This is a genomic window from Streptomyces sp. NPDC026515 (genome assembly GCF_055567595.1).
Map to the genome: position 1 here is coordinate 183,229 of NZ_JBVHQD010000009.1, position 19,013 is coordinate 202,241.

Below are 19,013 nucleotides of genomic sequence, written 5' to 3' on the forward strand. Positions count from 1 at the left end.
CCAGGAGCAAGCGGCCGCGGCCGCCCGGTCCGGCGCGACCCCACCGGAGGAGCGATGCCCACGGCGACCCCGCCCCGCGATCCCGAGACCCGCGGTGTGCGACTGGTGTACGCGCTGCTGGCCCTGACCGTGCTCAGCGGCATGATCGACGCCGTCAGCTATCTGGGCCTGAGGCATGTCTTCACCGCGAACATGACCGGCAACGTGGTCATCCTGGGTTTCGCGGCGGCCGGGGCGCCGGGCTTCTCCGTCCCCCACTCGGCGGCCTCGCTGGGCGCCTTCCTGCTGGGCGCCGCCACGGGCGGCCGGGTCGCGGCCCGGTTCGGCGGCGGCTCCCGCAGACGGTGGATGCGGGTGGCCCTGGCCGCGGAGGCGGTCCTGGTGGCCGGGGCGGCGGCGGTGGCCTTCGCCCGGCCCGGCGGGACGGCGACCACGTACACCCTGATCGGGCTGACCGCCTTCGCGATGGGGCTGCGCAACGCGAACGTCCGCAAGCTGGGGATCCCCGACCTGACGGCGACCACGGTCCTGACGACCACCCTGACCGGCCTCGTCTCCGAGTCCCACCTGGGCGACGCCAGCAGGCCGCGCTCCCCGCGCCGCGTGGCCGCGGTCCTCGCGCTGATCGCGGGCGCGGTCCTGGGCGCCTGGCTGGTCCTGCACCACAGCCTCGGTGTTCCGCTGCTCGTCGCGGCGGTGGTCTCCGGGGTGCTGGCGGTGGTGACGGCCGGGCGGGAGTGACGGACGACGGGGACCGGCGTCTCGGGGGAGGCAGGAACGGGGCGTGGGAAGGGGGTGCTCCTGCCTCCCTCGGGGCGGGCCGGCGGCGCCGGGAGCCGTCGGCCCGGGTCGGGGGGTGGCGAGGGGTCACACCGTGCTGACCTGGAGGTGCTTCACCCCGTTGATCCACGCCGAGCGCAGCCGGTCCGGGTCGCCGACCAGCCGCAGGGTCGGCATCGCGTCGGCGATCGCGTTGAAGATCAGGTCGATCTCCAGGACCGCGAGGGACTTGCCCAGGCAGTAGTGGGGGCCGCCGCCGCCGAACCCGAGGTGGGGGTTGGGGTCCCGGGTGATGTCGAAGGTGTCGGGGTCGGCGAAGACCTCGGGATCGTGGTTGGCCGAGGCGTAGAAGACGCCGACCCGGTCACCCTTGCGGATCAGCCTGCCGCCCAGCTCGGTGTCCTGGGTGGCGGTGCGCTGGAAGGAGTTGACCGGGGTGGCCCAGCGGACGATCTCCTCGGCGGCGGTCGAGGGGCGCTCGCGCTTGTAGAGGTCCCAGGCCTCGGGGTGGGTCAGGAAGGCGTGCATGCCGTGGGTGATGGCGTTTCGGGTGGTCTCGTTCCCGGCCACCGCGAGCATCAGCACGAAGAAGCCGAACTCGTCGGAGTTCAGGTTGCCCTCGTCCTCGGCCGCCACCAGCGTGGAGACGATGTCCTTGGCCGGGCACTGCTTGCGGTCGGCGGCCATGTTCATCGCGTAGGCGATCAGCTCGGTGGCCGACTCGGCGCCCACCTCCTCGGTGATCGCGTACTCCGGGTCGTCGTACGAGATCATCTTGTTGGACCAGTCGAAGATCTTCGCCCGGTCGTCCTGGGGGACGCCGATCAGTTCGGCGATCGCCTGGAGGGGGAGCTCGCAGGCGACCTCGGTGACGAAGTCGAAGGGGCCCGAGTGGGTGCGGGCCGCGTCGGTGATCGCCCGGGCGCGGGCCCGCAGCCGGTCCTCCAGGGCGCGGATGGAGCGGGGCGTGAAGCCACGCTGGATGATCTGGCGGACCCGGGTGTGCTCGGGCGGGTCCATGTTCAGCAGGATCAGCCGCTGGGCGTCGATCGCGTCCCGCGGGATGTGCTCGGTGAAGCGGATGATCGCCGTGTTCAGCCAGGACGAGAAGAGCTCGGGGTGCGTGGAGACGTACTTGACGTCCGCGTGCCGGGTGACGGCCCAGTAGCCGTCGTCCGCGAAGCCGGCGATGCCGTGCGGCTGTTCGATCCAGCGGACCGGTTCCGTCCGGCGCAGCTCTGCGAACTCCGGGAGCGGTACCCGGCGATGGAGCAGATCGGGGTCGGTGAGGTCGAACCCGTCGGGCAGCGCGGGACAGGGCATGGCGACTCACTCCCACCGTGTACGAACCTGGATACGTAGGCTCCGACCCTGTTCTGACGGACCATCAGAAAGAGTCGGTTGCGGTGAAGGTAGTAACGGGTTCTACAAGTAGCAAGGGGCACGGTCACCTCAATTGCGTGCACCCCTCTTGCGGTTGTGGACGGGCTGTCAGCAGACTGCACACAGAACTAGTACGCGTTCTAGTTCTGCGTGGCGGGCCGGGCCGGGACGCCCCTGCGCCGCGCGGGTGACCGAGGAGAGGAACCGAGCCCCCATGGCCGCGGAACCCGTGATCGTCGAAGCCGTACGCACCCCCATCGGCAAGCGCGGCGGCGCGCTCGCCAACCTGCACCCCGCCTATCTCCTGGGCGAGACCTACCGTGAGATCCTCGGCCGCACCGGCATCCCCGCCGACTGCGTCGAGCAGATCGTCGGCGGCACGGTGACCCACGCCGGCGAGCAGTCCATGAACCCCGCGCGTACGGCCTGGCTGACCGTCGGGCTGCCGTACGAGACCGCGGCCACGACCGTCGACTGCCAGTGCGGCTCCTCGCAGCAGGCCGCGCACATGACCGCGAACATGATCGCCGCCGGGGTCATCGACGTCGGGATCAGCTGCGGGGTCGAGGCGATGTCGCGGGTGCCGTTGGGCTCCGGCTCCAAGCACGGGCCGGGCAAGCCCTTCCCCGACGAGTGGAACGTCGACCTGCCCAACCAGTTCGAGGCCGCCGAGCGCATCGCCCGCCACCGGGGACTGACCAGGGCGGACGTCGACGCGCTCGGGGTGCTCTCGCAGGAGCGGGCGGCCCACGCCTGGGCCGAGGAGCGCTTCAAGCGGGAGACCTTCGCCGTACAGGTGCCGACGACGGAGGAGGAGCAGCACGCCGGGCAGGGCATGTGGCGCCTGGTCGACAGGGACGAGGGTCTGCGCGACACGTCCCTGGAGGCGCTGTCCGGTCTGAAGCCGGTGATGCCGACGGCGGTCCACACCGCGGGCAACTCGTCGCAGATCTCGGACGGCGCGGCCGCCATCATGTGGGCCTCGAAGCGGATGGCCCGCGCCCTGAAGCTGCGCCCGCGGGCCCGGATCGTCGCCCAGGCCCTGGTCGGTGCCGATCCCCACTTCCACCTCGACGGCCCGATCGACGCGACCCGGGCCGTGCTCGGCAAGGCCGGCATGACCCTCAGGGACATCGACCTGGTCGAGATCAACGAGGCGTTCGCGTCGGTGGTGCTGAGCTGGGCCCAGGTCTTCGAGCAGAGCCTGGACAAGGTCAACGTCAACGGCGGCGCCATCGCCCTGGGCCATCCGGTGGGGTCCACCGGCGCCCGCCTGATCACCACCGCGCTGCACGAACTGGAGCGCACGGACAAGGAGTTCGCCCTGGTCACCATGTGCGCGGGCGGCGGCCTGGCAACCGGGACGATCATCCAGCGGCTGTAGCGGACCGGGCCCGCCGGACGCGGCCCACCCGCATGCCGCCCGGCTGACCCGCCGGCCCCCACCGCGTCGCCACGCCACGGGGGGGGGCGGCACCGGCACGAGCACGCGGCGGCACCCCGGATCCTTGGTACGAAAGAAGCCCGTGAGTACGACAGAAGCCCGTCGTACAGGCGGGGAACACCCTTCTTCGACCTGCCGGGGAAGGGACGGGAGCCGCCTTGGCAGGCGGGTGCCGGCCGCGACTGGTCACGAGGCGGCCGGCCTCCGACGTCCGGCGGTAGTACACCCGGCTGCCCTCCCGCGTCCGGTTCAGCAGCCCCACCGGTGCGGCCTGACCAGGTGGTACGACACGGTGGACGCGCTCATGTGCAGGCGCCCGGCGAGTTCCGTCGTGGCCCGCGGGCGTCCCCGGTCCGCCGGCAGCTCCAGCCGGGCGTGCGCGATGACCCTGCCGGGTCCGCGACCGGTTGGCGAGCGCGTCGGCCTCGCCGCCGTGGCCGACGCCGGCGATGTGGTGGATCCAGTAGGTGTACGAGTGGTGCGTCATCGCCGCCCGGGCCGGCACCGCGCCCGCGTCGAAGGTGCCGGAGCTGGAGGGCGGCGGCCAGGCCGATGCGCACTCCGCCGTCGCGCTGCCCGCGGGCGGCGAGGCAGCCGAGCATCACCGGCGGGACCGGGACGATGCTGGTCCGGCCGAGCCAGAGGGCGCTGCGGAACGGCACCGAGAGCATGAGCGGGCTGATGGCGACCGGCGCGGCCGGCTGCGCGGTACGGCGGCTCACCGGCTGGGCGGCGCCCGCGCGGCGGCCATGCCGAGGGCGACCACCAGCAGCAGCGTGCCGAAGGGGGTGCCGGTGAACTGCGTCGAGTCGTACAGGGAGCCCTTGACGTGCAGCACGCCCTCCGGGCCGACCCAGGTCTCCAGATCGGTCAGCCGCTCCCCGCCCGGGGTGGCGAGGACGGCGGCCGGCTGCCGTACCGCGAGGACGGCGGCCACCGCCCGCAGCCCGAGCCGGACCCTTCTGAACCGCGTCCCGGGTTCCGCTCCCCCGCCGTCGAACACGTCCGCCGGTCTCCCGCCGTGCTTCACATCCACGCCGCGCCGGCCTCCGGGGCGCGACAAGGGTCACACCGGACGGTCCGCTCACGGCCGCGGGAGCGGGCAGACGTCCCTGCGTACACCGCATTTAGCTGCACACTGCACGGATGCGCGTACGCGACGTGATGGAGCCAAGTCCTCCTATCGTCGTTCTTCGACCCGTCCGGCGCCGTACGGGCCACGCCCCTGTCCCCGTCGAAAGGTAGGCGAGCCCCGTTTTGGCGACCGCCACAGCCGTCACCCCGTCCCTCACGGTCCCCGGCCCCCACAGGCCCGCCCCCGCGCCGACCGTCACCGACCCCGCGCTGGTGAAGCGCGCCGTGAAGGCGGCCGCGCTCGGCAACGCCATGGAGTGGTTCGACTTCGGCGTCTACAGCTACATCGCGGTGACCCTGGGCAAGGTCTTCTTCCCGTCCGGCAGCCCGACCGCCCAGCTGCTGTCCACGTTCGGCGCCTTCGCCGCGGCCTTCCTGGTCCGTCCGCTCGGCGGCATGGTCTTCGGCCCGCTCGGCGACCGCGTGGGCCGCCAGAAGGTGCTCGCCGTCACCATGATCATGATGGCGGCCGGCACCTTCGCGATCGGCCTGATCCCCTCCTACGCGACGATCGGCGTGGGCGCCCCCGTCCTGCTCCTCGCCGCCCGCCTGGTGCAGGGCTTCTCCACCGGCGGCGAGTACGCGGGCGCGTCCACGTTCATCGCCGAGTACGCGCCGGACAAGAAGCGCGGCTTCTTCGGCAGTTGGCTGGAGTTCGGCACGCTGGCGGGCTACATCGGCGGCGCCGGTCTCGTCACCCTGATGACGGCCCTGCTCTCCGACGGCGACCTCACTTCCTGGGGCTGGCGCATCCCGTTCCTGATCGCGGGCCCGATGGGCATCATCGGCCTCTACCTGCGGATGCGCCTGGAGGAGACCCCCGCGTTCGCGGCGGAGGCCGAGAAGGCGGAATCGTCCCGCCCGAAGGTCCCCCTCCGCGAGATGATCACCGGTCAGTGGCAGGCCCTGCTGCTGTGCATGGCCCTGGTCCTGGTCTTCAACGTCACGGACTACATGCTGCTGTCGTACATGCCGAGCTACCTGACGAGCGAGCTGAAGTACGACGAGACGCACGGCCTGCTGGTGGTCCTCGCCGTCATGACCCTGATGATGATCGTCCAGCCGTTCGCCGGTGCCCTGACCGACCGCGTCGGCCGCCGCCCGGTGATCGCCGCGGGCTGCGCGGGCTTCCTGTTCCTCTCCGTCCCGGCCGTGCTCCTGATCCGGCAGGGCGGCCTGCCGGCGGTCGGCCTCGGCATGGGCGCCCTGGGCCTGCTCCTGGTCTGCTTCACGGCGGCGATGCCGGCGGCCCTCCCGGCCCTGTTCCCGACCCGGGTCCGCTACGGCTCCCTGTCGATCGGCTTCAACATCTCGGTGTCCCTCTTCGGCGGCACGACCCCGCTGGTGGTGACGGCCCTGATCGGAGCGACCGGCAACATGATGATGCCCGCGTACTACATGATGGCGGCGGCGGTCGTCGGCGGCTTCGCGGCCTGGCGCATGACAGAGACGGCGGGCAAGCCCCTGCCCGGTTCGGCGCCTTCGGTCGAGGCGCCCCTCTAGGAACGCCTCACCTCCGGCCGGGGCGGCCCGCCAGGAACGCGAGGGGGCCGCGCGCCCGGCGCCCGGACCCCGCCCGGTCCGAGCGATCCGCACCCCCCGTGCGTACCGTCGGTGGACAGACGGTGGCTGTCCGGGACAGGCTCCGGAGCCATGCCCTCCGCTCTACCGTCCGTGGTCGGTGATCCACACCCGGGCGGAGGGCACCGGCTCACGGTCGGGCGCGCACGTGTTCTGCGGTCCTGCTCATCCCCCTCGGCATCCAGCTGAACGGGCTCGCCGTCCCCGCCTTCGCCTGCGGCTGCGGCGCCCTCGTCCCCGGCGGCCGGCAGACGGTCTCCGTCGGCCGGGAGGAGTCGGTCCTGCGCTGGGACGGCACCCGCGAACAGCTCGTGATGCGTCCGACGGCCGACGGCGACGCCGACCGCGCCGCCTGGATCATGCCCGTCCCGCACCGCGCCACCGTCACCCTGGCCGATCCGGCGCTCTTCGACGAACTGCACACCCTCACCGCCCCGGTGCACCGCACCCGGCGGCACTTCTGGCCCCGGAACGGCGACTGGCCCCTCACCGCCGGAGCCGCCGCGGCCCGCCGCCCGGCGTCGGCGTGGTCGGCCGCCGCCGGCTCGGCCCCTTCGCCCCGGCCCGGCTGACCGCCACCGGCCCCGGCGCCCTGGACGGCCGGCTGCACAGCAACGGCTTCCCGCTCCCGCCCCGCCTGGACACCGCGCTGCGGCCGTACGCCGAGCGGCGCTGGGAGTACGTCGCGGTCAGGCTCGCCCGCAAGACCGCGGGCTTCGCGCTGACCGGCGCCCTCGACCCGCTGCACCTCGCCTTCGCCAGCGACCGGCCCTCGCCCGGTGCGGCTGTCCGCGCTCGCGGCCACCCCGTAGTCGCCGGGCCTGCACGTGCTCGCGGCGCACCGCGTGGAGCCGCGCGCGGCGATCGGCGGCGACCGCCGAGGGTCCTCTTCGCCGGCCGGCTGAGCCGTCCGGCCGGCGGTCTGCGCGGACTCGCCGCCGGCGCCCCGTATCTGACGGCCGTCGGCCAGGAGTTCCCGTACCCGTCCCGGATCTCCGACGACCACGTGCTGCGCCGGGCGTCCTCGGACACCCCCTTCCAGCAGGCCGTCCACGAGGACCGGCTGCGCGAGGCGGCCGGTGTCCCACTCTGGCTCCTGACGGCCGGCGCCGCACTGCCGGCCGTCACGGCCGGCTCCCTGCCGGCGATACGGCACTCCCGCCGCCCGGTCCTGCCGCCGCCACCGATGCCGCCCCCGGCCCGGCCCGGTGAGCCGATCGGCTGAGTACCGTCCGGTACCGGGGCGGTGGATCACCGACGCATCCGCCCTCTGAGTAGTGCTGAGCAGATAGCTTTCAGTGGGCAGTTACCGGATATCCGAAAGGCAGCGGACGCATGAGCGGCTCTCAGCTCTGGGACGACGTCGACTTCTACTTCACCAGCCAGCTCTCACCCGACGACGAGGTGCTCCAGGCGGCCCTGCGCGAGAGCGAGGCCGGCGATCTCCCGCACATCAGCGTGACCGCCGGCCAGGGCAAGCTGCTCCAGCTCCTCGCGCAGATCCAGGACGCCCGGAACATCCTGGAGATCGGCACCCTGGGCGGCTACAGCACCATCTGGATGGCCCGCGCCCTGCCCGCCGACGGCAGGCTGATCTCGCTGGAGTACAACGCCCGGCACGCCGAGGTGGCGGTCCGCAACATCGCCCGCGCCGGACTGGAGCGCATCGTCGAGGTACGGGTCGGCCCCGCCCTGGAGTCGCTGCCCAAGCTCGCCGACGAGAACCCGGCCCCCTTCGACCTGGTCTTCATCGACGCCGACAAGGCCAACAACCCGCACTACGTGGAGTGGGCGCTGCGGCTCACCCGCGCCGGCAGCCTGATCGTCCTCGACAACGTGGTGCGCGAGGGCCGGGTCGTCGACGAGGCGAGCAGCGAACCGGACGTGGTCGGCACCCGTGCCGCGATCGAGCTGATCGCCACCCACCCGAGGCTGAGCGGTACGGCGATCCAGACGGTCGGCAGCAAGGGCTACGACGGCTTCGCCCTGGCCCGCGTACTGGCTTAGGGCGTGTTGTGAAAGTCCCGTCTGCCGTGCGACGCCATGCACGCACGCTCGCCGCAGCGGGCGAAAGCCCAAGTACATCCCGTACGAGGACTTCCGTCCGGCATGCCGGGAGCACGCACCTGACGCCGCACGGCCCGCCCTCCGGGCGAACGACGGGACTTTCGCAACACGCCCTGGTCGGCCGGCGGGCTCAAGCCTCGTGGTAGAAGCCCACGTTGACGCTGCGCGGGGCGGTGCGGTCCCGGACGACGATCTCGCCGGAGCCGCCCCGGGGCAGCGCGACCGTGACGCCGTACCCGATGGTCTGGGCGTACTCGCCGACCTTCAGCAGCACCTCGGAGGACGGTTCGGTCTGGGAGCCGCGCAGCCAGGTGACCTGCCAGCCACCCTCGGGCCCGCACAGGAACTCCAGGTGCACCCGCGAGACGAACAGCCAGTCGTCGGGCGTGGCGAGCCGGCAGACGGAGGCATCGCGGCCCACTCGCAGCACGGCGCCCGGTTCGCTGGGCGCGTCGGCCATGAGCATGCCGGCCGTTTCGCCCGCGTCCCCGGACACGGAGGCCATGGTGAGTTCGAGCACGTGCTTTCCCCCTGCGCGGTTCCTGAATCGTTCGTGGATCTCCGGCGCATGATAAAACGCCCGGCGCGGTGGCGTCCGGCACAATGAAGTCATGACCGAGCGAAAGCCACCCGGGGTACCGTTCGAGTCCTGGGTCGACAAGCAGATCAGTGATGCGCAGCAACGCGGCGAGTTCGATCGACTCACCGGCGCGGGGCAGCCGTTGCCGACCGACCTGGAGGCGTCGTACGACGAACTGTGGTGGGTCAGGCGGAAGATGGCCCGGGAGGGCCTGACGATGCTGCCTCCGGCCCTCGCGCTGCGCAAGGAGGCGGAGGACGCTCTGGCGGCCGCCTACGCGGCCCCCTCGGAGCGGATCGTCCGCAGGATCCTCACGGAGGTCAACCTGAAGATCCGGGACATGATGTTCAAGCCGCCGCCCGGGCCCCCGCTGGGCAAGAAGCCGTACGACGTCGAAGAGGTCGTACGCGAGTGGCGGGAGCGCCGGGCGGCGTCGGACTCAGACGTGTAGCAGCCGGTCCGCCAGTTCGCGGTACTCGCGCAGGGCCAGCCGGAGCTGCTCGGTGTCGGTCGTGCCGGGGTGGTCCCGGTCGGTGTCCTGCCAGCTGCCGCGCAGGGTGCGGCGACGCCGGTCGACGGCGTCGGTGAAACGGGCGCTGAGTTCCTCGACGGCCCGGTCGGCCTCCTCCACGGCCGCGCGCGGCTCGTCGACGAAACCGGTGAGCGCGTGCTGCAGGCGCTCCTCCAGCTGTCCGCACTCCTCGTTCGGCATCAGCCGGCCGTCGCTCGCGCCCGCCCGGTCGTCCCTGGTCACCGGCCGGCCGGCGGTGCGGGCCGAGTCGTCGCGAGCCGCGTCCGGCGAGTGGCCAGGACCGTTGCCGGCCACCAGCACCGCCTGCCCGGGCGCCTCTTCCCGGTCGCCCGTACGCTCCGCCGCGGCGGACTCCCGCCCGGGGGTGGCCCCCCTGGCGGAGGTGTCGCCACGGTCCGCCGTGGCCCCGGTCGTGCGTGTGGCCGTGCGCTCCTCGCGGCCCGGCATCGCTTCGTCGCCGGGATATATGTCGCCGCTCATGGACTGGCGGTCGTTCCCTGTCGTCGCGTCGGTCATGTGGGTCAGCTCTCCTTCGGGCGGCTCCGGTCGGCGGACCAGGGCAGATGCGGGTGGCCGCCGGTGTCGGCACCGACACCGGCGCGATGGCGCCGGCCGGTACCGCCGGCCGGCGAGGTGACCAGGTCGTCGAAGAGGGAGCGGGCCTCGATCATGGCCGTACGCATCTCCTCGGTGGCCGCCTGGCTCTGCTGCGTCCCGCTCACGGGCGCCTGGGCGGCGCGGTGGACGCGTCGGTAGCCTTCGACGTGGTCGGCGTGGTGCACGGACAGCGCGGCGACCTGGTCGTCGTACTCGGCACCGGCCGGGAACCCACGGGCGGCCGCCACTTCGGCGAGCAGCCGGTCGGCCTCGGTCACGGACTCCCGGGGCGACTCGACGAAGTGCTCCTGCGCGGTCGTCCAGCGTGCCGCGTAGCGTTCGCGCTCCGCCTCTTCCAGCGGACGCTCGTGCAGGTCGCCGTGGCGCTGAACCCGTTCGGCGAGTTCCTGCTCGGCCGCCTTCGTGTCGCCGCTGTGCTCGGCCACGACCCGTTCGTACTCGGGCCCGAAGCGCTGTTTCAGACCGTGCGGGCCGCGGCTCCTGGAGCGCGCCGCCAGCACGGCCGCGACGACGACCACGGCGGCCACGATCACGATCGCGATGATCAAGCCTGTGGACATGGTTGCCTTCCGGTGTCTCGGCCCGACGGGCCGGCTCGCCCTCCGGGTGACCCGCACGGCGCCCCGCAAACAGGTCCGGACCGGGCGGCCGGACCGGACCCGCCGCGAATTCGGTTGCACGGTCCCCCCTGACCCGCCCGAGACTGTCGTCCATGACCACCTGGACGATCACCACGGAACGCCCCGGCTCACCCGTCGCCGCCGACCTGTGGCGGGCGTACTACACGGAGGTCAGCGACCGCTGGTACCTGCGCCACGAGGACCGGCGCACCGACCCGGCCGAGCTGGAACGGGAGATCGCCGCCCGGTCCGCATCCGAACTCGCCCCGCCCACCGGGCGGTTGCTGGTCGCACGGTACGGCGGTGCGCCGGCCGGCAGCGCGGGCGTACGGCTCCTGGACCCGGCCACCGCCGAACTCACCCGGGTCTTCGTCCACGAGGGGCTGCGCGGCCGGGGCGGTGCGGCGCTCCTCGTGGCGGCGGCCGAGGACGCGGCCCGGGCGCTCGGGGCCGGGCGGATCGTGCTGGACACCCGCACCGACCTCGTCGAGGCCCGCGCCCTGTACGCACGGCTCGGCTACGCGGAGACGGCACCGCACAACGACGACAGGTACGCCGAGCACTGGTTCCGCAAGGAACTCGTCAACTGACCGGTCGGGAGGCCGGGTTCTGGGGCTGCTCGCGTTCGGTCCCGCACAGTTCGTCGGTCAGTTCGCGTACCAGGCGGTCCAGGTCGGTGGGCCGGTCCGCCGCGGTCCACCAGTCGCCGAGCAGCTCGGCCAGCGACTCCTCACGCGCCCTGGCGAGCCGCTCGGCCATCGCGCGGCCCTGCTCGGTCAAAGTCAGGTCGAGGCCCAGCCGGTCGACGAGGTGCCGCTCCTCCAACTGGCGGGCGCCCTCCAGCACGACGGTCATCGGGACGGCCCCGCGTTCGGCGAGCCGCCCCGGCTCCACCGACCCGTACCTGCGGATCCGCAGCAGCAGCCAGCCGGCCGCGGGCAGCAGATCCGCCCCGGCCCGTTCGTTGATCTTCCGGTAGACCTCCCGGCGGCCCTCCCGGGTGCCGAGCAGTGACAGGGCCCGGCAGCACTCGTCGTACGACGACCGCTGCACCGGGTTGGGCGGGATGGTCTCGGAGGCGTCCGGCGCGGTGACCGAGCCGCGCAGCCGGTCCTCCTTGAGGAACCAGGCCAGGACGAAGCCGAGGGCCGCCACCGGGGCCGCGTACAGGAAGACGTCGGTGATCGAGGACGCGTACGCGTGCAGGGCCGCCGGGCGCAGCGCGGGCGGCAGTTCGGAGATGCCGCGCGGGTCCGCCTCGAGGGCGTCGGGAGTGACTCCGGCCGGGAGGTTAACGCCCTGGAAGGCGTCGGCCAGCTTGTCGCCGAGGCGGCTCGCGAAGACCGAGCCGAAGATGGCCACGCCGAAGGAGGCACCGATGGAGCGGAAGAAGGTCGCGCCGGAGGTGGCGACGCCGAGGTCCTCGTACGAGACGGAGTTCTGCACGATCAGCACCAGCACCTGCATGACCAGCCCGAGGCCGAGGCCGAAGACGAAGAAGTAGCTGCTCATCTCGACGGTCGAGCTGTGTTCGTCGAGCCGGTGGAGCAGCAGCAGGCCGAAGGCGGTGACGGCGGTGCCGGCGATCGGGAACACCTTCCAGCGGCCGGAGTGGCTGACGATCTGCCCGGACAGGGTGGAGGACAGCAGCAGGCCGATCACCATCGGCAGCATGTGCACACCCGACAGGGTCGGCGAGATGCCCTGCACGACCTGGAGGAAGGTCGGCAGGTAGGTCATCGCGCCGAACATGGCGAAGCCGACGATGAAGCTGATCACGGCGGCGAGCGTGAAGGTGCGGATGCCGAAGAGCTTCAGCGGGAGCACGGGTTCCGCGGCCCGCCGCTCGACGGCCACGAAGGCGACGGCGAGCAGCACCCCGAGCACCGCGAGACCGATGATCTGCGGCGACCCCCAGCGCCAGGTGGTCCCGCCCAGGGACGCCACCAGCACCAGGCAGGTGGCGACGGCGGCGATCAGCGCGGTGCCGAGGTAGTCGATCCGGTGGCGGGCGGCCCGGCGCGGGATGCGCAGCGCGACCGCGATCACGGCTAGCGCGACCAGGCCGAGGGGCAGATTGACGTAGAACACCCAGCGCCAGCTCAGATGCTCGGTGAGCACCCCGCCGAGCAGCGGCCCGAGCACACTGGTGGTGCCGAAGACGGCGCCGAACAGGCCCTGGTAGCGCCCCCGGTCACGAGGCGGCACGAGGTCCCCCACGATCGCCATCGACAGCACGATGAGCCCGCCGCCGCCCAGCCCCTGCAGCGCGCGGAAGGCGATCAGCTCACCCATGTTCCGGGCCATCCCGCACAGGGCCGACCCGACGAGGAAGATCACGATCGCGGCCTGGAAGAGCCGCTTGCGCCCGTACTGGTCACCGAGCTTGCCCCACAGCGGGGTGGCGGCGGTGGAGGCCAGCAGATAGGCGGTGACCACCCACGACAGATGTTCGAGCCCGCCCAGGTCACTGACGATCGTCGGCAGCGCGGTCGACACGATGGTCTGGTCCAGCGCGGCGAGCAGCAGGCCCAGCAGCAGCGCCCCGATCGGGACGAGCACATTGCCGGGTACGTGCTCCGCGTCCTTCGCCTGGGTGTGCGTCATGTCCAGGGCCATGAGACCTCCCGGATGCTCTCAGCCATCTTCCATCGTGGACGGTGTCTCCCGGTATGGCCCGTCGAGCCCTCTTCGTGCCGGCTGAGACAAGGGGATCCCGCGGACGTACGTGTGGGAGCGACGCATAATCTGTGGAGTTCGTGAGGGTTCGCGGGGGACGCGAGGGGACCCGTGGGGAGGGGGACGACCACCGTGACGGAGACCACCGGCGGCCACCGGTGCCCGGAGTGCGGGGCACCGAGAGGGCCGGACAACACGCCTTCCTGCGACTGCACCCGGCGGGCGTCGGACGCCCTGCGCGCCGCCCGCACGGCCGAGCAGGCGGCCGCGGAGGACTTCGACCCGCTGCGGATACGGCCGTACGTCGACCTCTCCGCGGGCGGCACCGAGGCCGGGGCCGGCGCCGAGGGCGGGAGGACCGGGCCGCTGCCGCTGCCGGTGGCCGAGGGGGCGACCGTGCCGCTGCGCGCGGTACCGGAGCCGGCGGGGCCCGGCGACACCGCGGTACCCCCCTCCGGCCCGGTGGAACCCCGCCGGCGCCGGCCCCGGTGGGTGCTGGTGCTCTCGATCGCCGGGGCGGTGGCCGGGATCCTCGCGGTGGCCGGTCTCGCGAGCGGCCTGTTCTCCCATGTGACGCCGGAGCGGGCCGCGGCGGCGCCGGACGACGTCCGGGAGAGCGTGCCCGACGTGACACCGGGCTCGGGGTCGCCGTCCCCCACGGAGCCGGTGACGTCGGCGGGGGCACAGGCCCCGGCCGTGCCGTCCACGTCCGCCGGTACGAGCGCGCCGCCGACGGCCTCGCCGTCACGGACGGTCGGCGCGAGTCCGTCCGCGACCGCGTCCCGGTCGGCCGCGCCGACCCGGTCGGCGTCGGCGACCGGTACGGCCGCCTCCGCGGAACCCACCTCGGCACCGGCCCTGCGCCTCGGTGACAGCGGCGCCGAGGTGACGGAGCTCCAGCTGCGGCTGGCGCAGCTGAGGCTCTACTCGGGGAACGCCGACGGCCACTACGACCGCTCGACTCAGGGCGCGGTGCGGACGTACCAGCTGGCGCGGGGGATCCTGACGGACGAGTCGGGGGTGTACGGGACGGCCACCCGGACGGCCCTGGAGTCGGAGACGACGGAGCCCTAGGGGCCGGCCACGGTCGTGGGCGGCCGCGGCGCCGCCGTCGCCGCTCGCGCCCCCTCCCCGCGCCCCGGGGGGGGTTGCCCTTGAAGCCGGCTTCAGGGTCGATGCCGGGAAGGGGGCGGGGAACCGCGCGAGCGGCCCCCACCTGGCCCGCGGCCGCCCGACCGGCGCCTCACCCCACGTGCAGCCGCAGCGAACCGTCCGCCACCGCCTCCACCCGCACCCGCGTCAGGTCCCGCACCACCACGTCCGGCCCGTGCACACCCGCCCGCGCACCGACGCCCACCACCCGCATCCCCGCCGCGCGCCCCGCCGTGATCCCCGCGCCCGAGTCCTCGAAGACCACGCAGTCCGCCGGGGCGACGCCGAGTTCGGCCGCGCCCTTCAGGAAACCCTCGGGGTCCGGCTTGCTCGCGCCCACCGACTCCGCCGTGATCCGCACCGCCGGCAGCGGCAGCCCGGCCGCCGCCATCCGCGCCGTGGACAGCGCCACGTCCGCCGAGGTCACCAGCGCGTGCGGCAGCCCGTTCAGCGAGGCCAGGAAGGCCGCGGCGCCCGGGACCTCGACCACGCCCTCCATGTCGGCGGTCTCCTCGGCCAGCATCCGCGCGTTGTCCGCGAGGTTCTGCTGGACCGGCCGGTCCGGCAGCAGCACCGCCATGGACGCGTGTCCCTGGCGTCCGTGGACGACCTTCATGACCTCGTCGCCGTCCAGTCCGTGCCGCTCGGACCAGCGCCGCCAGATGCGTTCGACGACGGCGTCCGAGTTGACGAGGGTGCCGTCCATGTCGAGGAGGAGGGCGCGGGCGGTGAGGACGGTGGCCGTCATCGGGCAGCTCCTAAGCAGACCGGGGCAGAGCAGAGCCGGGCAAAACAAAACAGAGCGGCCCCGCCCGCCGGTCAGGGAAAACGAGCGGGAGCCACTTTGTTTCTCTACGGTACAAAACAGGGTGGTCATTCCGCCAGCGGTGCCGCCTGCCGTTCACCGACTCTTCAGCTCACCGGGCCCCGGCGGGACGCGTCCGGCTCAGCCGGCGATCGCCTCCCACAGGCTCCACACGCCGAGCGCCAGCATCAGCACGGCCGCGATCTGCGTGATCAGCCGTAGCGGGACCTTCCTCATCAGCGCCTTGCCGCCGACGATGCCGAGTCCGGCCACCGCCCACAGGCCGAGCACCGCGCCGAGGCCGACGGAGACCGGGTCGTCGTAGCGGGCCGCGAGGTTCGCCGTCATGATCTGCGTGAGGTCACCGAACTCGGCGACCAGGATGAGCATGAACCCGGTGCCGGCGACCTTCCAGAAGGACTGGTCGGCGGGCTTGCGGATCTCCTCTTCCTCCTCGCCCTTCTTCAGCAGCAGCACGGCCGCGCCGCCGAGGAAGAGCACGCCGGTCAGGGCGTGCACGATCTGCTGCGGCAGCAGGGTCAGCACGCTGCCGGCCGCGACGGCCAGCACGACGTGCAGGAGGAAGGCGGCCGCGACGCCCGCGAAGACGTAGGACGCCCGGTAGCGGGTGCCCAGGACCAGGCCGGCGAGGGCGGTCTTGTCGGGCAGTTCGGCGAGGAAGATGACGCCGAAGACGAGCGCCGTCACGGTGATGCTGATCAAGGGTCCTCAATCGGTCGGGGCGGCCCCACCGAGAGTGCTGCATTTCGCGCGGAACACACGACACCTCGGCACGGCAGCACACATGGATCCACCCGCGCCGCTGTACGGCACGGGCGTGCACTGCTTGCCGAAGGTCTCGCCGGCGGCCTCGTGACCGAGGTCCGCCTCCGGGCGCCGGCTCAGACGGGCTGAGCAGTATGTCGACGGTCCGGCGAAGAGCTACTCCCCTTCAACGCCCTCCACGGTACGTGACCACCGCACCGATCCCCAAGGCCGCGGGCCCCGTATGTGAGTCACGTCGCACACCTTGTCGTGTCATGCACACGTCACTAGCTTCTTACCGAGCGCTCACCCCCCGGCAACACGGGAGCGCGAGCATTCCCACGCTCGCGCTCCAACACCCCACCCCCACCAGGGAGTTCGCATGCCGAAGTTCTACGCGCGTCGACGGCTCAGCATACTCGCCGCGTTCACCGGCCTCATAGCCTCCGCCGCCCTTTTCAACTCCCCGAGCGCCTCCGCCGCCCTGCCCACCCCGGTCAGCGCGTCCACCGCCCGCACCTACCTCGCCTCCCTCACCGTGGCGACCGAGGTCCGCACCGGCTACGCGCGTGACCTGTTCCCGACCTGGGACACCATCAGCGGCACCTGCAACACCCGTGAGTGGATCCTCAAGCGCGACGGTTCGAACGTCGTGACCAACTCCGCCTGCACCGCCACCAGCGGCAGCTGGTACTCCCCCTACGACGGCGCCACCTGGACCGCCGCCTCCGACGTCGACATCGACCACCTGGTCCCGCTGGCCGAGGCCTGGGACTCCGGCGCCCGGAACTGGACCACCGCCCAGCGCGAGGCCTTCGCCAACGACGTCACCCGCCCGCAGCTGCTCGCCGTCACGGACAACGTCAACCAGTCCAAGGGCGACCAGGACCCGGCGACCTGGATGCCGTCGCTGACCTCGTACCGCTGCACCTACGTCCGCGCCTGGGTCCAGGTGAAGTACTACTACGGCCTCTCGGTCGACTCCGCCGAGAAGAGCGCGCTCACCAGCTACCTCTCCGGCTGCTGACACACCCCGCGGACGGCCCGGCAGCCAGAGGGTCCCGCTCCCCCGCCTTCCGGCCACGCTCCACCCCCCTTCCCGCCTTCTTTCCCGCGTCGAAGCCTCCCCGCCGGCCTCCGTCGTTCCGTACCGTACGGGGCGACGGGGGCGAACCGACCGGGAAAGAGGGCGGGCGAACGTGGCCGGACTGCGCCTGGGACCACTGCTGAGGTACACCGACGGCTCGTCGGCGACCGTCTGGGTCGAGACGAGCCGTCCGTGCACCGCCGAGGTGCGCTGCCCGGACGGGGCCGGCGGCAGCACGCGCACCTTCCAGGTGGCCGGCCACCACTACGCCCTGGTCCCCGTCTCCGGGCTGACGCCGGGGACTTCGACGCCGTACGAGGTGATCCTGGACGGCACCCGGGCGTGGCCGCCGCCGGACTCCTCCTTCCCGGCCCCGGTGATACGCGCCCCCGGCGAGGGCGACGAGCTGCGGGTGACCTTCGGCTCCTGCCGCTGGGCCGCGCCCCCGGCCGACGGCCACGACCCGGTCGGCCCCGACGCTCTGGACAGCCTGGCCTCGCGTGTCGCCGCCGGCGGTGAACGGCCCGACGTGCTGCTGCTGTTGGGCGACCAGGTGTACGCCGACGAGACCTCGGCCGCGACCCGTCACTGGCTGGCCGCGCGCCGCGACCTGTCGGAGCCGCCCGGCGCCGAGGTCGCGGACTACGAGGAGTACACCCGCCTCTACTACGAGTCCTGGCTCGACCCCGAGGTGCGCTGGCTGCTGTCCACCGTGCCCAGCTGCATGATCTTCGACGACCACGACGTCATCGACGACTGGAACACCTCCGCCGCCTGGCTGGCCGACATCCGGGACACGCCCTGGTGGCAGGAGCGGCTGCTGAGCGGACTGATGTCCTACTGGGTCCACCAGCACCTGGGCAACCTCTCCCCCGCCGAGCTGGCCGCCGACCCGCTCTACGCGGCCGTCCGCGCATCCCCCGACGGCACCGACGAGTTGCGCGCCTTCGCCGCCAAGGCCGACGCCGACCCCGCGTCGGTGCGCTGGAGCTACCGGCGCGACTTCGGCCGGGTGCGGCTGCTGATGGTGGACACCCGGGCGGCCCGGGTGCTGGACGAGGACCACCGCGCCATGCTCGACCCCGGCGAGGCCGAGTGGCTGGGCCAACAGGCGCTCACCGACCGGGAGTCGTACGACCATCTCCTGGTCGGCACCTCACTGCCCTGGCTGCTGCCGCACCTCATACACGACCTGGAGACCTGGGACGCGGCCCTGTGCCGGGGCGAACGGGGCGGCCGCTGGGCGCAGTTCGGGGAGCGGCTGCGGCGCGCGGCCGACCTGGAGCACTGGGCGGCCTTCCCCGCCTCCTTCGCCGACCTGGCCGGCGTGCTCGCCCGCACCGGCTCGGGTCCCGGGGCGCCCGCGTCGATCTGCGTCCTGTCCGGGGACGTCCATCACGCCTACGTCGCCGAGCCCGCGTGGCCGGCCGGCACCGGCCCCGCCGCCCGTGTGCTGCAACTCACCTGCTCGCCCGTCCACAACTCGGTGCCACCGACGATCCGGGTCGGCTTCCGGTTCGGCTGGAGCGCCCTGGCCCGGTTCCTGGGGCGGCGGTTCACCCGGCACGGCCGGTGCGCGCCACCGCCGGTGACATGGCGGAAGAAGGGCGGCCCGTGGTTCGGCAACCAGCTCATGACGCTGACCCTGCACGGCCGTTCGGCCCGGCTGCGGCTGGAGCGGGCCCGGCCCGGCGGCACCCTGGAGACCGTGCAGGAGTCCTCCCTCACCGCCCCATGAGGGACATCCGAGGCGCGTGGGGCGCGCGTTGGCTTCCGTGCATCACGA

At 72.9% G+C, this 19,013-nt stretch carries 16 protein-coding genes and 2 pseudogenes; 10 read left to right on the top strand and 8 right to left on the bottom strand.

Annotated features, from left to right (window positions below; translation table 11 throughout):
- Positions 1–54 precede the first annotated feature (54 nt).
- A complete protein-coding gene (locus tag ACZ4O3_RS20695) occupies positions 55–741 on the top strand; it encodes a YoaK family protein (protein ID WP_467723479.1) in 687 nt (228 codons plus the stop codon).
- A 126-nt stretch (positions 742–867) separates the two neighbouring features.
- Here the strand turns inward: ACZ4O3_RS20695 and ACZ4O3_RS20700 are convergent, their stop codons facing one another.
- Positions 868–2,103 (bottom strand): cytochrome P450, encoded by a 1,236-nt coding sequence (locus tag ACZ4O3_RS20700; RefSeq protein ID WP_467723481.1) that lies wholly within the window; start codon positions 2,101–2,103, stop codon positions 868–870.
- A gap of 274 nt (positions 2,104–2,377) precedes the next feature.
- Between ACZ4O3_RS20700 and ACZ4O3_RS20705 the strand changes: the two genes are divergently transcribed.
- A complete protein-coding gene (locus tag ACZ4O3_RS20705) occupies positions 2,378–3,547 on the top strand; it encodes a steroid 3-ketoacyl-CoA thiolase (RefSeq protein WP_362729198.1) in 1,170 nt (389 codons plus the stop codon).
- Positions 3,548–4,007: 460 nt separating this feature from the next.
- Here ACZ4O3_RS20705 and ACZ4O3_RS20710 read toward each other — a convergent pair.
- Positions 4,008–4,610: pseudogene (locus tag ACZ4O3_RS20710) on the bottom strand (hypothetical protein); the annotation flags it as partial.
- Between the two features lie 254 nt (positions 4,611–4,864).
- Here ACZ4O3_RS20710 and proP point away from each other — a divergent pair.
- From proP to ACZ4O3_RS20725, 3 genes and pseudogenes are all read left to right on the top strand, one after another.
- On the top strand, positions 4,865–6,244 hold the full coding sequence (proP, locus tag ACZ4O3_RS20715) for a glycine betaine/L-proline transporter ProP (protein ID WP_362730950.1): 1,380 nt from the start codon (positions 4,865–4,867) through the stop codon (positions 6,242–6,244).
- Between the two features lie 263 nt (positions 6,245–6,507).
- Positions 6,508–7,547: pseudogene (locus ACZ4O3_RS20720) on the top strand (DUF2330 domain-containing protein).
- Positions 7,548–7,657: 110 nt separating this feature from the next.
- Positions 7,658–8,329, top strand: a complete 672-nt coding sequence (locus ACZ4O3_RS20725) for an O-methyltransferase (protein ID WP_362729533.1) — start codon at positions 7,658–7,660, stop codon at positions 8,327–8,329.
- 190 nt (positions 8,330–8,519) lie between these two features.
- Here ACZ4O3_RS20725 and ACZ4O3_RS20730 read toward each other — a convergent pair whose 3' ends face one another.
- Entirely contained in the window at positions 8,520–8,909 is a 390-nt protein-coding gene (locus tag ACZ4O3_RS20730; RefSeq protein ID WP_362729531.1) for a hypothetical protein, read from the bottom strand.
- Between the two features lie 91 nt (positions 8,910–9,000).
- Here ACZ4O3_RS20730 and ACZ4O3_RS20735 point away from each other — a divergent pair, with 91 nt between their 5' ends.
- The gene (locus tag ACZ4O3_RS20735; RefSeq protein ID WP_362729529.1) at positions 9,001–9,420 is read left to right on the top strand and encodes a DnaJ family domain-containing protein; all 420 of its coding nucleotides are present in this window, start codon (positions 9,001–9,003) and stop codon (positions 9,418–9,420) included.
- Here the strand turns inward: ACZ4O3_RS20735 and ACZ4O3_RS20740 are convergent.
- Positions 9,409–10,017: a hypothetical protein gene (locus ACZ4O3_RS20740; RefSeq protein ID WP_467723483.1), complete on the bottom strand. Its 609-nt coding sequence runs from the start codon at positions 10,015–10,017 to the stop codon at positions 9,409–9,411. The genes ACZ4O3_RS20735 and ACZ4O3_RS20740 overlap by 12 nt on opposite strands.
- Before the next feature lie 5 nt (positions 10,018–10,022).
- A complete protein-coding gene (locus tag ACZ4O3_RS20745; RefSeq protein WP_467723485.1) occupies positions 10,023–10,679 on the bottom strand; it encodes a hypothetical protein in 657 nt (218 codons plus the stop codon).
- Positions 10,680–10,831: 152 nt separating this feature from the next.
- On the opposite strand from ACZ4O3_RS20745, the gene ACZ4O3_RS20750 reads away from it, so the two are divergent.
- The gene (locus ACZ4O3_RS20750) at positions 10,832–11,329 is read left to right on the top strand and encodes a GNAT family N-acetyltransferase (RefSeq protein ID WP_467723487.1); all 498 of its coding nucleotides are present in this window, start codon (positions 10,832–10,834) and stop codon (positions 11,327–11,329) included.
- Here the strand turns inward: ACZ4O3_RS20750 and ACZ4O3_RS20755 are convergent.
- Positions 11,322–13,358, bottom strand: coding sequence for an MDR family MFS transporter (locus ACZ4O3_RS20755; RefSeq protein ID WP_362730928.1), 2,037 nt, complete (start codon positions 13,356–13,358; stop codon positions 11,322–11,324). The genes ACZ4O3_RS20750 and ACZ4O3_RS20755 overlap by 8 nt on opposite strands.
- Before the next feature lie 192 nt (positions 13,359–13,550).
- On the opposite strand from ACZ4O3_RS20755, the gene ACZ4O3_RS20760 reads away from it, so the two are divergent.
- Positions 13,551–14,492, top strand: coding sequence for a peptidoglycan-binding domain-containing protein (locus tag ACZ4O3_RS20760; RefSeq protein ID WP_467723489.1), 942 nt, complete (start codon positions 13,551–13,553; stop codon positions 14,490–14,492).
- A 169-nt stretch (positions 14,493–14,661) separates the two neighbouring features.
- Here ACZ4O3_RS20760 and ACZ4O3_RS20765 read toward each other — a convergent pair whose 3' ends face one another.
- Positions 14,662–15,318, bottom strand: coding sequence for an HAD family hydrolase (locus ACZ4O3_RS20765; RefSeq protein ID WP_362725744.1), 657 nt, complete (start codon positions 15,316–15,318; stop codon positions 14,662–14,664).
- A gap of 198 nt (positions 15,319–15,516) precedes the next feature.
- Entirely contained in the window at positions 15,517–16,098 is a 582-nt protein-coding gene (locus tag ACZ4O3_RS20770; RefSeq protein ID WP_384987606.1) for a TMEM165/GDT1 family protein, read from the bottom strand.
- A gap of 424 nt (positions 16,099–16,522) precedes the next feature.
- Here ACZ4O3_RS20770 and ACZ4O3_RS20775 point away from each other — a divergent pair, with 424 nt between their 5' ends.
- Positions 16,523–17,167, top strand: coding sequence for an HNH endonuclease family protein (locus tag ACZ4O3_RS20775; RefSeq protein ID WP_362725750.1), 645 nt, complete (start codon positions 16,523–16,525; stop codon positions 17,165–17,167).
- A gap of 172 nt (positions 17,168–17,339) precedes the next feature.
- Positions 17,340–18,965 (top strand): alkaline phosphatase D family protein, encoded by a 1,626-nt coding sequence (locus ACZ4O3_RS20780; RefSeq protein WP_467723491.1) that lies wholly within the window; start codon positions 17,340–17,342, stop codon positions 18,963–18,965.
- Positions 18,966–19,013: the final 48 nt, after the last annotated feature.